This window comes from Streptomyces sp. LHD-70 (assembly GCF_031157275.1).
Lineage (GTDB): Bacteria > Actinomycetota > Actinomycetes > Streptomycetales > Streptomycetaceae > Streptomyces.
In genome coordinates, this window is sequence record NZ_JAVIFW010000001.1 from 18,756 (window position 1) to 33,874 (window position 15,119).

Annotated in this window: 11 protein-coding genes; all 11 read right to left on the reverse strand. The window is 71.4% G+C overall.

Annotated elements, in window-relative coordinates; all coding sequences use genetic code 11:
• Positions 1 to 7 precede the first annotated feature (7 nt).
• The 11 genes from RCO28_RS00080 to RCO28_RS00130 all read right to left on the reverse strand — a co-directional run bounded on the left by RCO28_RS00080 (position 8) and on the right by RCO28_RS00130 (position 15,063).
• Complete coding sequence (locus RCO28_RS00080; protein WP_308938804.1) at positions 8 to 1,381, reverse strand: VWA domain-containing protein; 1,374 nt, start codon at positions 1,379 to 1,381, stop codon at positions 8 to 10.
• A 66-nt stretch (positions 1,382 to 1,447) separates the two neighbouring features.
• Positions 1,448 to 3,016 carry a protein phosphatase 2C domain-containing protein gene (locus RCO28_RS00085; protein WP_308938805.1) on the reverse strand — a complete coding sequence of 523 codons (1,569 nt, stop codon included), beginning with the start codon at positions 3,014 to 3,016 and terminating at the stop codon, positions 1,448 to 1,450.
• 3 nt (positions 3,017 to 3,019) lie between these two features.
• Positions 3,020 to 5,509, reverse strand: coding sequence for a tetratricopeptide repeat protein (locus RCO28_RS00090; protein WP_308938806.1), 2,490 nt, complete (start codon positions 5,507 to 5,509; stop codon positions 3,020 to 3,022).
• A complete protein-coding gene (locus tag RCO28_RS00095; protein WP_308938807.1) occupies positions 5,496 to 6,845 on the reverse strand; it encodes a hypothetical protein in 1,350 nt (449 codons plus the stop codon). The genes RCO28_RS00090 and RCO28_RS00095 overlap by 14 nt, the downstream gene beginning before the upstream one ends.
• A gap of 99 nt (positions 6,846 to 6,944) precedes the next feature.
• Positions 6,945 to 7,967 carry a glutamate ABC transporter substrate-binding protein gene (locus tag RCO28_RS00100; protein ID WP_308938808.1) on the reverse strand — a complete coding sequence of 341 codons (1,023 nt, stop codon included), beginning with the start codon at positions 7,965 to 7,967 and terminating at the stop codon, positions 6,945 to 6,947.
• A 56-nt stretch (positions 7,968 to 8,023) separates the two neighbouring features.
• The gene (locus RCO28_RS00105) at positions 8,024 to 9,403 is read right to left on the reverse strand and encodes a hypothetical protein (protein WP_308938809.1); all 1,380 of its coding nucleotides are present in this window, start codon (positions 9,401 to 9,403) and stop codon (positions 8,024 to 8,026) included.
• Between the two features lie 241 nt (positions 9,404 to 9,644).
• Positions 9,645 to 10,649: a BadF/BadG/BcrA/BcrD ATPase family protein gene (locus RCO28_RS00110; protein WP_308938810.1), complete on the reverse strand. Its 1,005-nt coding sequence runs from the start codon at positions 10,647 to 10,649 to the stop codon at positions 9,645 to 9,647.
• A complete protein-coding gene (locus RCO28_RS00115) occupies positions 10,640 to 11,905 on the reverse strand; it encodes a 6-phospho-beta-glucosidase (RefSeq protein WP_308938811.1) in 1,266 nt (421 codons plus the stop codon). The genes RCO28_RS00110 and RCO28_RS00115 overlap by 10 nt, the downstream gene beginning before the upstream one ends.
• Before the next feature lie 37 nt (positions 11,906 to 11,942).
• A complete protein-coding gene (locus tag RCO28_RS00120; RefSeq protein ID WP_308938812.1) occupies positions 11,943 to 12,773 on the reverse strand; it encodes a carbohydrate ABC transporter permease in 831 nt (276 codons plus the stop codon).
• Positions 12,770 to 13,714, reverse strand: a complete 945-nt coding sequence (locus tag RCO28_RS00125) for a sugar ABC transporter permease (RefSeq protein WP_308938813.1) — start codon at positions 13,712 to 13,714, stop codon at positions 12,770 to 12,772. The genes RCO28_RS00120 and RCO28_RS00125 overlap by 4 nt, the downstream gene beginning before the upstream one ends.
• Before the next feature lie 17 nt (positions 13,715 to 13,731).
• Positions 13,732 to 15,063, reverse strand: a complete 1,332-nt coding sequence (locus RCO28_RS00130; RefSeq protein WP_308938814.1) for an ABC transporter substrate-binding protein — start codon at positions 15,061 to 15,063, stop codon at positions 13,732 to 13,734.
• Positions 15,064 to 15,119 lie beyond the last annotated feature (56 nt).

The window sequence follows — 15,119 nt, forward strand, 5'->3', positions numbered from 1 at the left end:
CAGGTTCTTACTTCTGCACGTTCTTGACGCGAACCGTTTTGGTCGACCTGGTCTCGAGAGTCATCTCGTCGGCCTCTTCGACCTTCGCTTTCAGTCGCACAGTACCCGTCGCCGCGTCGACGACGTCGACCACCTTGGCAAGGAGCTTGGCCGTATCCGCGTTGCCCGAGCCCGCGGCCAGCTGAACGGCGCGGCCCAGCTTGGCCGTTGCGCTGTCCGTATCGCCGGACTTGCGGGCGTCGAGGCCCTGTTGGATGACTTGCGCCAGTTCGGCCTGCCCTGTGTAGTGCGCGACCTGGGGACTGATCGCCGTGGAGGCCACCAGGTCGTCCGTCCAGACCGCCCGTACCAGGCCCTGCGAGAGGCTCTGGGCGTTGCCGTCGCCGCGGTCGATCACCAGGGAGACGCGGGCCGCGAGCATCTCCTGGCCGATTCCGGCGTCCGGGACCTCGACGCATACGTGGTAGTCACGGGACTCGTCGCCCCAGGAGCCGGTGGGGTAGTCGCCCGCGCGGGGGCCGACGGGGGTGCGGCGGTCGGTCACGTCCTCGACGGTGGGCGCGACCTGCTTCACGAACTTGATCTCCGCGCCCATCGGCGTCCACAGCCGCAGCGCGACGTCGGCGATCTCCTTGCCCATCGCCGTCTCCATGAGCTGGGTGAAGTCGGCGGTCAGTCCGGCCGGGTCGGCCACGATGTCGGCCGAGCCGAGCAGTGCCGAGGCGATTCCCGTGACTTCTTTCACTTCCCAGTCCGTGCCGACGCCGCGTGCGTCACATGTGAAGCGGCCGGCGGCGGCGTCCAGGGCGGCCCGCAGGTCCTCGGGCGACTCGTGCTCGTTGCGCCCGTCGGTCAGCAGGATGCCGTGGCGTACGGCGGTGTCCGGGACGTCGTCGGAGTTCAGGAGCAGGTCGGCCAGGCGCAGCCAGGTGCCGATGGCGGTGCCGCCGCCCGCGGAGAGCCGGCGCAGCGCCTGCTTGGCCTGTTCGCGCGTACGGGGATCGGCGACGGCGAGTCCGCCGGAGCCCGGGTAGACCTCCTGGGCGACGTGGGTGCCCGCGATCACCGCGAAGCGGACGCCGTCGCGCAGCGCGTCGATCGCGGCGGCCGTGGCCTCGCGGGCGCCGCGCATCTTCGTCGGCGGGTAGTCCATCGAACCCGAGCAGTCCACCATGATCGCCACGGCGGTGTCCGGGCCCGTGGCGCCCGGTGCGCGGCCGCCGGTCGTGCCGCCGCCGGTCGTGCCGCCCCCCGTCGTGCCGCCGCCGGTCGACGTCACCGTCACGATGGCGTTGACCTCGCGGCCGCCCTCCGGCAGGTACTCGTTCGCATAGACCTCTACGGCGAACTGCGGACCCTTGAGTTTCGCGAAATTGGCCATGGAAAAGTGCCTCCCCCTTGATGCCCCTGATTCCCCCTGATTCCCCCGCCGCTTCCGCGGGACCCGTCAGGCCGAGCCTGCCCCCGGTGACGCGACGGGGAACGGCAGCACCGCCACTGTTACGTTGTCGTGCCCGCCGCCGTCCAGGGCGTGGCCGACGAGGACCTGGGCGCTGTGCAAAGGCCGGCTGCCGGCATCGGCGGGCACGGCGGCCGACATCTCCTCGACGCCCTCCGCGTAGTTCCACAGGCCGTCCGTGCAGACGACGACCACACCGGGCCGGTCGGGCTTGAACGACGCGGTGTGCGGCTCCAGTTCGTACGCGTCCGCGCCGAGCCAGCCCGTGATGGCGTGGGCCCGCTCGTCCGCGTACGCCTCCGCCTCGTTCATCAGGCCCGCGGCGACCATCTGCGCCGCCCAGGAGTCGTCCTCGGTGAGGCGGGCGGCGGGGATGGAACGGTCGGCCGGGATCCAGTACGCGCGGGAGTCGCCGACCCAGCCGACGACGAGCAGGCCGCCCGCGACGACCGAGGCGACGATCGTGCAGGCCGGGGCGTTCTGGTGGTGGTCGTGCTCCGCCGCCGGACCGCCTTGTTCCGCAAGGGAGTTGACCGCCTCGGACGCGGCGATGATCGCGTCGTGCATGGCCTGCTGCGGGTGGACCTCGCGGGGCAGCGCGGCGAGCAGCGACTCGTTGGCGGCCTGGGCGGCGGCGACCGAGGCCTCGTCGGGCCGTGTCGCGGAGGAGACTCCGTCGCAGACCACGGCGACGACCGCGGGGGAGCCGTCGGGCAGGGCGGTGGCGGAGACCGCGAACGCGTCCTCGTTGCGGTGGTGGCGCAGGCCGCGGTCGCTGACGGCGGCCACCGCGTCCAACTCCTGCTCCATGTGGTCGCGTTCGCGCGGCTGGGCGTGCCCGCAGCGCTCGCAGTAGCCGTCCCGGTCGACACGGCCCGCGCGGCAGGCCACGCAGAGCTTTGTGCCCGCCGGGGGAGTGGGTGTGGGCGTGGCCGTACGCGGATCGGGCGTGCCGCGGGACGGCGTGGACGGCTCGTCGAAGTCGCCGAGGCCGTTCGCGGCAGCGGCAGCGGCAGCGGCAGCGGCGGCGGCAGGGTCGGGGGCAGGGTCGGGGCCGGGGGCGGCCGGGGCCTGTGGCGCGGGCGGAACACCCGGCATGGGCGGTACGTCCGGCATGGGTGGCGCATCCGGCAGGGGCGGTACGGAGTGATCCGCGCCCGGCGGGCGTTCCGAGCCCGGGGTGTGTTCCGCGCCGAGTGGGCGTGCGGCGGCCGGGAGTTCGGCGTCGGCCGAGTCCGTGCCCGCGAGGTCGCTGGGCAGGTGCACGGGGGCCGGTACGTCCGCGCTGTCCACCTCCCGGGCCTCGGGCCACTCGACCGGAGCGCCCGGCGGGGCGGGAGAGGCCGGTGAGGCCGGAGAGGCCGGAGCCGGGTCGGCGGCCGGCGACGCCGCGCCGGGGCTGATGGCGACCGTGGGGTGGTCCTCCTGCTGTGCGTGCACGGCCGACAGGTCGTACCCGCACGCTCCGCAGAACAGGTCACCCGACTCCAGCGGTTCGGCACAGCTGGGGCACGTCGGCCAAGGAGACCCGGGGGTCACCTGGTGCATCTGCGACATCAATCACACCCACGTCCGGGGGCGGAAACGGTTGGCCCGCTCCACCAGTTCGATCCTTTCGGCGCCGCCTTTGGCCAGCCTGGCGAGCGTCCGGTACGAGCGTTCGAGCCCGAAGCGCAGGCCACGCTCGTCCAGACTGCTGCCGAGCAGCACGGTCTCCCCGGGGCCCTGCGGCGGCGCAGTAGTGCCCCGGCTCCCGGAGAGCACCCAGTCAAGGGCGGTCCCCAGGACCTCGGCCGACAGTTGTTCGCGGCGGACCGCGTCCAGACCGAAGTGCTGCAGCGCCTCGACCTGCCCGGCGGCGGCGGTCAGATCGTCGAGCAGCGGTTCGTGCACCGCCTGGTCCCGAAGTCGGGCGCGTACGGCGGCGATCCGGGCCGCCGTGAAGTGAATCGACGCCTCCGGAACGGCTTCCAGGGTACGCACCGCCGCCCGCCGGTCGCCCGCGGCCAGCTGGACCCGCGCGAGCCCGAACGCCGCGCTGACGTACCCCGGATCGGCGGTCCACACCAGGCGGTAGTACTCGGCGGCGTTGTCCAACTGCCCGAGCACCTCGGCACAGACGCCGAGGGCCAGCTTCGGCGCGGGCTCGCCGGGGAACGCGTCGTAGACGGCGTCGAAGGAGAGCGCGGCGGTCTCGAAGTCGCCGGTGGTCAGGGCCGTCAGGCCGCGGTACCAGATCACCCGCCAGTCGTCCGGGTGGCCGTGTTCGAGCTCGTCGAGACAGCGCACCGCGGCGTGCAGCTCGCCCGTCTCCAGGCGGGCCCGCAGCTCGCGCAGGCGCAGCTCGACCGAGGGCGCGGCGGCGGCGTCGAGCGCGGCGATCAGCTCGGCCGGCGCGGAGGCCATCAGGCCCGCCAGGAACCCGGCGTTGGGATCGCCCGCGTCGACCAGCGGCACGGGAAGGGCGAGCGCGGTCGCGGCGGTGTCGAGGGGGCGGACGAGCCGCCCAGCAGCGGGGTGGCCCTCGGAACCCGGAGTTCCGGGCACTCCCCGTGCGCCCAACCGCGATACCTCCCCGTCCTGCTCCACGAACAACTCCGTGTCCGTAACCCGCGCTTCGGGCCCGAACAGCGTGGACAGGGCCGGGCGCGGGCGGCCCGACTGGAGGGCGACGACCTCGCGCAGCACGCCCGTCAGCTGCTCGGCCATCTCCTGCGCGGAGGCGAACCGGCGGGCCGGGTCGGGGTCGGTGGCGCGGACCAGGAGGCGGTAGAACGACTCGTACCGCTGGAAGACCTCGATGTTGCCGGGGTCGGGCAGGGAGTCCACGAAGAAGTTCGTGTACCCCTGGAAGTCGAAGGTCAGGACCGCGAGCGTCCGCGCGACCGTGTAGAGGTCGGACGCGACGGACGGGCCGGCCTCCGCGACCTCGGGCGCCTGGTACCCGACCGTGCCGTAGATCGCCGACTCGTGGTCGTCGAGGCGGCGCACGGCACCCATGTCGATCAGCTTCAGCTGGTCCTGCTGCTGAATCGCGTTGTCGACCTTGAAGTCGCAGTACAGGAGGTTGCGGCTGTGCAGGTGGCCGAGCGCCTCCAGGGCCTCGATGCCGTACGCGCAGGCCTGCTCGACCGGGAGCGGGTCGCGTCGGCCCTCCGCCGTGCGGCGCTCGTTGGCGATCTCCTTGAGGGACTTGCCGCCGACGTACTCCATCACTATGTAGCCGTCGAGGGAGCCCGTGCGCTGGTCGAGGTGCTCGACGAAGTTGTAGATGCGGACGATGTTGGCGTGCTCGATCTCGGCGAGGAAGCGGCGCTCGGAGATGGCCGCGGCCATCGCGTCCTGGTCGCCGGTGTCGAGCAGGCCCTTGAGGACCACCCAACGGTCGGACACCGCACGGTCGATGGCGAGATAGACCCAGCCGAGCCCGCCGTGCGCGAGGCAGCCCACCACTTCGTACTGCCCGTGCACGATGTCGCCGGAGCTGAGCTTCGGCACGAACGAGTACGGGTGGCCGCACTTGGTGCAGAACCCTTCCGTCCGCCCCGGGCGGTCGCCGCGCGCGCGGCCCACCGGCGCACCGCAGTCCGAGCGGGAGCAGAACCGCTTCCTCTCGGGGACCTCCGGGTCCGCCTGGACCATCGCGCGCGGGTCGGGACGCGGCACCTGCGGCACCTCGACCAGGCCCACGCCGAGCCGCCCGCGCCCCGAGGCACCGGACGGCGAGCCGGAGCTGCGCACCGAGACGGAACGGGCGGAGGCCGGGCCCGACATGGAGCGGGTCAGCCGGCCGGAGACCGAGCGCCGGGACGTGGACGACCGCGAGGAGCGCGAGGACCGGGAGGAGCGGGCCGAGGTGCTGCCGCGGGCGGGCGCGGTGAGGCCCGTCGGCGCGGACGCGAGCAGGCCGTGCGGTGCCACGACCGGGGCCAGACCGCAGACGTCGCAGTACAGCTCGCCGCCGCCCATGTCCTCGTAACGGCCCTCGCAGTCCGGGCGTTGGCAGTCTCTGCGCTCCTCGGTCACGGGTGCCTTCTCACCTGCCGCCATCGGTCCCCCTGCCGTCGTCGGGCGTGTGCTGCTGCGGTACGCGGCCGGAGAGGAGCTCCGCCGCCGCGTACTGGTAGCGAAGGACGGCGTCCTCGGCGACCCGCAGGTCGCAGGGCGCGCTCCACAGCATGCGGCGGGCCGCGTCGTACCGCTCGATCAGCAGCGGGTCCTCGGCGGCGCCGTGCCGGGCGACCTTCGCCCGGTACGCGTCGAGGCGGCCGCGCAGCTCCGCGCGGACCGCGAGCGGGGCCGTGACGGCGGTCAACGACTCGCGGGCGCGCAGGAGTTCGTCCTCCGCCCGTCGCTCCAGGGACTCCAGGAGCGGGGAGAGCCGGTTCCACTGGCCGTGCCTGCGGTACTCGGCGGCGGCCGCGAGCTGTTCGTGCAGCGCGGTGGGCGGTCCGCTGACCGCGGGCACTTCCGTCGCGGCGATCTTGGCGAGCACCTCCCCGCGGGCCGTACGGGCTTCCGCCAGGGTGCGGTCGGCGCGGGAGAGCACGTCCCGCAGCCGGCCGAGGCGCGCCTCGGCGTCCTGGCGGACGGTGAGCACGGCGTCGATCTCCCGGCGCACGTCTTCGAGCGCGCGCGCCTCGTGGTCGTACCGCTCGGTGTCGGGGCGGCCGCCGCCAGGGGCCGAACTGCCGCTCCTGGCACGCCAGAAGGCCAGCGGGTCGGAGATCACCTGGGCGCGCAGCTCCGTCAACTCCCGGGTGATCCGCTCCAGATCGTCACCCGCGGGGTGCTCACCCGGTCGTACGCCCACGGAGGCGGCGAGCTTGCGGGTGCGGTGCAGCTCGGCGGCGAGGAGGTCGATCCGGGCGGGCAGCGCGGACCAGACGGCGTCGGCGGCCACGACCACGTCGAGGGACGAGGCGTACAACTCGTTCATCCGCTCGACCAGTTCGGGCAGCGTGAACTCCTCGCTGAGCCGGGCGGGGCCGGTCAGGGACTCCGGGGCGCCGGTCGGGGGCGGTCCCGCGGAGACCGTGACGGATCGGCCGCGAAGGAGTTCGGTGAGCTCGACGAGGTCCTCCCGGCTCGACCAGCGTCTGCGCGCGCGCAGTTCACGGGCGCCGGTCAGGGCCGCGGAGTACGCGTCGAAGTACGCCCACAGGCGGGTGACGGCCTGGTCGGCGGCGGCCCAGCGGTCCGCCGTGACGCCGGTCAGCTCGGCGCCCTCCAGGAGTCTGCGGCCCGCGTGGTCCTGCAGGGCCAGCAGGGACGTCTCCACGGCCTCGTGCTCGGCGCCGAGCCGGGCCAGGGCGCGGTCCACCTCGTCCCTGTCCATGACAGGTCCGGGGACGGGTCCGGGTCCTGCGGGTCCCGCGACGCCCATCGATCACCTCTCGCTGTGCCGGTCCGGCGGTTCGTTTTCGGTACTTCTTCGTTGGCCTGGCTCGTCCGGTCCGCCCCGTCCGGTCCGGCTCGCCTTGCCTCAGTCCTCGCGGTACTTCGGCTTCGGTGGTCCGTCGACGTTCTTCAGATCGTCCGCGAGCCAGTCCTCGTACGCCTTGTCCCAGTCGCTCTTGCGGTAGTCGACCAGGACCTGGTTGACCTGGCGGACCAGGTCGGGCGACTCCTTGCTCATCGCCACGCCGTAGTACTCGGTGGTGAAGGGGTCGCCGACCAGCTGCACCGTCGGGTCCTGCGCGGCCTGGCCCGCGGCGAGCGCGCTGTCGGTGACGACCGCGTCCACCTCGCCCAGCTGGAGCCTTACCAGACAGTCGAGTTGGTTGGGCACCGTGGTGGAGACATCGGCGCCGAACGACCTCTGCTTGAGCTCGGACTCAGCCGTCGAACCCGCGGCCGTACACAGCCGCTTGCCCTTCAGCGACGCGTCGTACCCGGTGATCTTCGAGTCCTTGGGGACGAGGAGCTGCTGCCCGGTCTCGAAGTACGCCGTCGAGAACGCGACGTCCTCGACGCGTTTGCAGGTGATCGTCATCGTCCGCACCACCATGTCGACCTGCCCGGACTGGACGGCCTGCACACGCTGGTTGGTGGGCACCGCGCGGTAGACCACCGCGTCCGGGTCGCCGAGCAGGGCGTCGGCTATGGCCCGCACCAGGTCGATGTCGAAGCCCTCCAGATCGCCGGTGGACGGGTTGCGGTACCCCCAGCGGTAGCTGTTCTGGTCTACGCCGACGATCAGTTTGTTCGGCTTGTCCTCGCGCTCCTTGATCTCCTTGACCGTGGGCCCCTCGTCCTTGCTCGGACGCAGGCTGCGCACCGCCGACTCGGGCGTGCAGTCGTCGGCCGCGGCGGGGCGGGTCACGCCGAGTCCCGGGCCGCCCGTGCCGATGGGGCCGTCGGGGCCCGTGCGGGACAGCGGGAGCAGGGTGAACAGGGCCGTCAGGACGCAGGCGAGGGCCATCGCGACCACCCCGCCCCAGCCGCGCAGCCGGCCGGGCAGGACGCGTGCCGGAAAGAAGCCGTCGCCGCGCTGCTTCCGCGTCATCCCGCCCCCTCGCGTCGCTCCCGACGGGTCCGTCGCTCTTGTCGCTCTCATCGGGCTCATCGGTACTCCGAAAGCCTGCGGCCGATGCCGAGCACGGCGCCCGTCGCGCCGAGCACCGCGACCACCGCCGCGCCGACGGGCAGCCCCGTCATCGCGCCGCGGCCGTCCTGGGCGGCTCCCCTGAAGTCCCGCTGTTCATGCGCCACGGCCTGCTCCAAGGCCTGATCGGCCCGGTCGAAGGACTCGCCGGTCGCCTCGTCGTCGCCTATGACGCGGTCGCGGGCCTTCTCGTAATCCCCCTGCATATCGGCGTCGCGGGCGGCCTTGTGGCGTTTCTGCCATTCCTTCACGGCCCCCATCGCCTTCTCGACGGGCACCCGGCCGTCGTCGTCGTCGGCGTGGTGCAGGGCCGCGCCGAGGGTGCCCATGCCGGCCCGGTCCGTGCCGCCGTCGCCGAGCTTCCGCATCAGGGCGCGGTAGTCCACGTCGTACTTGTCCTGCCCGGCGTTCGGGCCGACCGGGACCGTGACCGCGCCGCGCGCGACCAGGGTCAGGTTCTCGTTGCTGCGGGCCTGGAGGGTGCTGATCCGGGCGTCGTTGAGGACGTTGAGCGAGCGCACGCCGTTGTCGTACGAGTCGGACAGGGCGGCGAAGGCGACCGTGTGCCCGGCGAGCAGCCACAGCAGGACGGCGGCGGCCGTGCCGGTCGCGGTGACCAGGCCGAGGTTGAACACCCGGTTCGTCCTGCGGTAGTTGCGGCGCTGGGCCCACGCCAGGGCGGCCAGGGCGAGCAGGCCGAGGGCTATCGCGGCCCACGGGTACGACTTCGCCGCGTCGTAGTCGGCGCCCAGGCGGGCCTTCTCCGCGTCGTAGAGCTCCTTGGCGGCGGGGAGCATCTCCGTCTGCATCAGGTCGTTGGCGTTGCGCAGGTACGCACCGCCGAGGGGGAGGCCCTGGCGGTTGTACGTACGGGCTGTCTCGATGCGTTCCGCGTACTCCGGGAGGAGGGCGTTGAGCTTCGCTATCCCGTCGCTCGCGGTGCCGGAGCCCTTGCTGTTGGCGGCGGCGGTGGTGAGTTTGCGGGCGGCCGTCGCGATGTCGTCCTCGTACCGCTCGCGGACCGCCGCGGGTTCCTGGCCCTCGGCGAGGAAGCCGCTCGCGGCGGCGGTGTTGGCGTCGGCCAGGGAGACGTAGATCGCGGCGGCGTCGGCGGTGAGGGGCTGGCTGCGCTCGATGACATCCTCCGCGGCGGCCGCGCGGCCGGAGGTCTGCCAGGCGGTGACGGCGCCGAACGCGATGACGAGCAGGGCGAGTACGGCGCCGATGATGCGCAGCCTGCCGGGCTCGGTCGTCGCCGCGGCGCGCAGGTGCTCCGCGCCCTCGGCGAAGGCGGTGCGCCGCCGTGGCACGGCGCTGCCGCTGTGCGGGTCTGTCACCTCTCGACCTCCCCCGTGGTCATCCGACGGTCACCGCTCCCCAGGCCGTCCAGTATGACCGCAGGGACTGACAACGGCGCCGCGCTTTCCTGGATCTTGTTCGTAGCGCAACGGGAACTTGGGCGCCAGCCCCTGTCCTTGTACACGTGTTAGGGGGGTGATCGGTTCCCTGGGCGCCAACCTGGGCGCCAACCTGGGCGGTGTGCGGGCGAGTTCAGTTTCCGGCGAGGAGGGGAAAGGATCAGCCCCCGCTCGGCGCGTAGTACGCCCGCAGTCGTGCGTGAGCCGACTCGTCCGCCCCCGTCCGGTCCAGCCCCAGCAGACCCGCGCCCAGGACCGGGCGGGCCGTCACCACCAGAGGGGCCGCCTTCGGGGTGCGGGCCGTGAGGCGGGTGCGGATGGCCGTGTCCAGGTCGGCGTGGCCGGCCGCGAGGATCGAGCCGCCGAGCAGCACCGGAACGTCCGCGTCCGACAGGTCGAGGCGGTCGAGGGCGACCGTGGCCATCGCGACCACCTCGGCCGCGAGCCGCTCGACCAGGGAGCGGGCCACCGGGTCCCCGGCCGCCGCCGTGGCGAACAGCACCGGGGACAGTTCGTGCCGCCGTGCCGCCTCGATGCGGCCCAGGTGCAGGGCCTCGATCAGCGCGGCCATGTCGGCCAGGCCGAAGTGCGCGGGCAGGGCGCGGGCCAGTTCCGTGGGCCCGCCCCGGCCGTCCGCCGCGCGGGCCGCGTGCCACAGGGCCTCCTCCGCCAGGCCCCAGCCCCCGCCCCAGTCCCCGGAGATGCGTCCGACCGCCGGGAAGCGCGCCGTGCGGCCGTCCGGGGTCATGCCCACGCAGTTGATGCCCGCCCCGCACACCACGGCGACCCCGAGCGGCAGCGCACCGGCGGGCAGTCCGGCGCGCAGGATCGCGAAGGTGTCATTGCGTACGTCGACCGTGCGCCCCCACCCCCGGGCCCGCAGCGCCTGGGTCAACTCCCGCTCCTCGACCGGCAGATCGGCATTGGCCAGGCACGCCGACACATGCGCGACCCGGTCGAGCCCGGCCTCGGCGAGCGCCCGTACGACCGTGTCCGCGAGCCCGTCGACGGCCCGCTGCACGCCCACGCGCGGCGGCTGGAACCCCGCGCCGCGCGCCGCCCCGACGACCCGCCCGTCGGGCGTCACCACGGCCACGTCGGTCTTGCTGTTGCCTGCGTCGACGGCGAGCACGGCCCCCCTGGGGTCCGCCGCTGTCACGCCCACGCGAGGTGCTCCCGGTTGTGGGCGATGAGCCGGTCGGTGAGCGTCTCGGCGTACTCGTACTGCCCGATCAGCGGGTGGGCGAGCAGCGCCTTGAAGACCCGGTCGCGGCCGCCGCGCAGGGCTGCTTCCAGGGCGAGTTCCTCGTACGCGGACACGTTGGCGATCAACCCCCTTTGCAGCGGGTCGAGTTCGGGCACCGGCAGCGGGGCGGCGCCCTGTGCGTCGACGCGGGCCTGCACTTCGATCACCGCGTCGTCCGGCAGGAACGGCAGCGTTCCGTCGTTGCGGGCGTTGACCACCTGGTACGGGCTGCCTCCGGTGCCGATGAGGGACGCGGTGAGGTCGACGGCGGCCTCCGAGTAGAAGGCGCCGCCCCGCTTGGCGAGCAGCGCGGGCTTCTCGTCGAGCGCCGGGTCGGCGTACAGCTTCAGCAACTCGCTCTCCATGGCGGCCACTTCGGCGGCCCGGGACGGTTTGGTGGCGAGTTCCCGTACGACCTCGTCGTGCGCGTAGTAGTAGCGCAGGTAGTACGAGGGGATGACGCCGAGGCGGTCCAGGGCGGGGCGGGGCAGGCGGAGGTTGTCGGCGATCTCGTCGCCGGACTCGGCGAGCAGCCGGGGCAGCAGGTCCTCGCCGTCGGGGCCGCCGAGGCGTACGCCGTTCTCCCAGGTCAGATGGTTGAGGCCGACGTGGTTCAGGAAGATCTGCGACGGGTCGACGCCGAGGGTCGCGGCGAAGCGGCGCTGGAAGCCGATCGCGACGTTGCACAGGCCGACCGCCCTGTGCCCGGCCTGGAGCAGCGCGCGGGTGACGATGCCGACGGGGTTGGTGAAGTCGACGATCCACGCGTCGGGGTTGGCGCGGCGGACCCGTTCGGCGATGTCGAGGACCACGGGCACGGTGCGCAGCGCCTTGGCGAGGCCTCCCGCGCCGGTGGTCTCCTGGCCGACGCAGCCGCAGTCCAGGGGCCAGGTCTCGTCCTGTTCGCGGGCGGCCTGGCCGCCGACGCGGAGCTGGAGGAGTACGGCGTCGGCGCCGTCGACGGCCGCGTCGAGGTCGGCGGTGGTGGTGACGCGGCCGTCGTGGTCCTGCCTGGCGAAGATCCGGCGGGCGAGGCCTCCGACCAGGTCGAGGCGGTCGGCGGCCGGGTCGACGAGGACGAGTTCCTCGACGGGCAGGACGTCCCTGAGCCGGGCGAAGCCGTCGACGAGTTCGGGTGTGTAGGTGGATCCGCCGCCGACTACTGCGAGTTTCATGGGAGTTGAACCTTTCTCAGGCGTACGAGGACGGCTCTCAGCCTTTGACGCCGGTCAGGGTGATGCCCTCGACGAATGCCTTCTGGGCGAAGAAGAACAGGACGATGACGGGGGCCATGACGAGGACGGTCGCGGCCATGGTGAGATTCCAGTCGGTGTGGTGGGCGCCCTTGAATGACTCCAGGCCGTAACTCAGTGTCCAGGCCGCGGGGTTCTCGGAGGCGTAGATCTGCGGTCCGAAGTAGTCGTTCCAGCAGTAGAAGAACTGGAACAGGGCCACGGCCGCGACGCCCGGCTTCGCCATCGGCAGGACGACCTTCAGGAGGGTCCGGAATTCGCCGCAGCCGTCCACCCGTGCCGCGTCCAGGTATGCGTCGGGGATGGTCAGCAGGAACTGGCGCAGCAGGAAGATGGAGAACGCGTCACCGAAGGCCATCGGAATGATGAGCGGCCACAGGGTCCCGCCCAGGTCCCACTGCTTCACCCAGAACAGGTACATGGGAATGATGACGACCTGCGGCGGCAGCATCATCATCGAGACGACCAGCATCAGGGAGAGCCGTCGGCCGCGGAAGCGGAACCTGGCGAGGGCGTACGCGACGGGAATCGAGCTGAGCACGGTGAGCAGGGTGCCGAGCCCCGCGTACAGCAGGGAGTTCTTCCACCAGGTGAGGAATCCGGGGGTGTCGAAGACCTTGAGGTAATTGCCGAACTCCCAGGTGTTCGGGGTGAGATCGCGGGTCAGGGCCTGCTGGTCGCTCATCAGCGAGGTGAGCAGCACGAAGACGAACGGCAGCAGGAAGAACAGGGCGGCTGCGACCCCGAGCGCATGCACGCCGACCCAGCGGAGCAGAGCGGTCCGGTTCATCGCTCACCTGCCCCGACGAGTCCGCTCCGGCGCCGCATGAGCAGGGCGGTACAGGCCATGGCGAGGGCGAAGAGGACCAGGGCGACGACGCAGGCGGAGCCGTAGTCGAAGCGCTGGAAGCCGAGGTTGTAGACGACCTGGGGCAGCGTGAGCGTGGATTTCTCCGGATAGCCGGGCTCGAACTGCTGGCCGCTGCCGCCGATGATCCCGGAGGCGACCTTGGAGGCGACGATCGGCTGCGTGTAGTACTGCATCGTCTGGATCACTCCGGTGACGACGGCGAAGAGCACGATCGGCGAGATGTTCGGCAGCGTCACGAAGCGGAACCGCTGCCAGGAATTCGCCCCGTCCAGTTCGGCGGCCTCGTACTGCTCCTTCGGTACGTCAAGGAGTGCGGCCATGAAGATGACCATCAGGTCGCCGACGCCCCACACCGCGAGCATGGTCAGGGCGGGTTTGGACCAGTCCGGATCCGTGAACCAGCCGGGTGCCGTGAGGCCGATTCCCTCCAAGGCGCTGTTGACCGGCCCGGTGCCGGGATTGAGCAGGAAGACGAAGGCCAGGGTCGCGGCCACCGGCGGCGCGAGATACGGCAGATAGAAAAGGGTGCGGAACACCCCGGCCCCGGTCTTGATCTTCGTGATGAGCAGTCCGATGCCGAGCCCGAACGCCACCCGGCACGTCACCATCACCAGAACCAGCCACAGGGTGTTGCGCAGGGCCGGCCAGAACATGGTGTAACTGCCGAAGACATACGACCAGTTGGCGGTCGAGTTCCAGGTGGGCGCGCCGAAACCGTCGTACTTCATGAACGAGAAATAGACGGTCGAAAGCAGCGGATAGGCGAAGAAGACGGCGAAGCCGATCAGCCAGGGGGAGAGGAACGCCGCCGTGCGCAGCGCCGACCTTCTGCGCTTCGCGCGCAGCGTGTACGTGGTCATGTGCCGTGATCCCCGGGCTACTTGGCCTGCGCGATATCGGTGTCGATCTCCCGGGCGGTCTTCTCCAGGCCCGCCTGAATGTCCCGCACGGCGCCCTTCTCGACCTGGTATCCGAAGTTCTGCAGCGACATCTGGTACGTAATGCCGTTGATCGCGCCGTCACTGGTGTTGGAGTCCGGGTGCCGCGCGATGTCGAGGAACGTCTTGAAGCGCGGGTCGAACGTCAGCTTCGGGGACTTGAGGGCGGCCTTGGTGGACGGCACGTTCTTGATGGCGTTGGCGAACTGCACGACCGCTTCGGTGTCCGTGGTCATGTATTTCACGAGTTCCCAGGCGGCGTTCTGCTTCGTGCTCGACGGGGCGATCCCCATGATCGTGCCGGACAGATAACCCTTGCCGTAGCTGTCGATCTGGTCCTTCGGCACGGGGAGCGGGGCCACACCGATCTCGAATCCGGGGTCGGTCGCCTCGGCCATGCCGAGCCGCCACTCGCCGTCCAGCTGCATCGCCACCTGGCCGGTGTGGAAGGGGTGTTCGGCACCCCATTCGTCACCGAAGGTCTTCTGGTACTTTTCCAGTTTCGCGTACCCGCCGAGCCTCTTCACCAGGTTCCGCTGCCAGGTGTACATCTCCTTGAACGACGGGTCCTTGGCGATGTTGGACTTGCCGTCCTTCGTGAAGTACGTGGGGCTCCACTGCGAGATGTAGTGCGAGGGGACGGTCTCGTAGCCGTGGTAGTTCGGCATGAACCCGAGCTGTTCGTAGCTGCCGCCCTTGTGCTTGGTGAGCTTTTCGGCGACCTTGTCGAACTCTTCCCAGGTCTTCGGCGGCGCCTTGACACCGGCCTCTTCGAAGGCGTCCTTGTTGTAGTAGAGCCCGTACGCATCGCTGAGCAGCGGCAGGGCGCAGCGCTTGCCCTCGAACTGGGAGTATTCGAGCAGCGGTTTCGAGAAGGTCTTCTCCAGGTCGAGCCCGGACTTCTCGATGAACGGGCCGAGGTCGGCGAAGGCGCCGGACGAGCAGAATTTCCCGACGTTGGCGGTGGTGAACGAGGACACCACGTCCGGGCCCTTCGAACCGCCCGCGCGCAGCGCCTGGTTGAGCTTCTCGTCGTTGATCCCGCCGACCACCCTCACGGTGATGTTCGGGTGCTTCTTCTCGAACCGCGCGATGTTCTCGTCGATGGCCTTCACCTCGGACGGCGCGGTCCAGCCGTGCCAGAAGGTGATCGTGGCCTTGGCCTTCGGATCGTCGCTCGGACCGGTTTCGGTGGAGCCCACGCAGCCGGTCGCGAGGACCGATATGGCTGCGGTGGGGACGGCGACGCGGAGGAACCTGTTTCTGCGCATGACGGTGTCTCCCTCGGCGGGGCAGGGGCAGGGGCAGGAGCGTGCGGGTGCCGTGC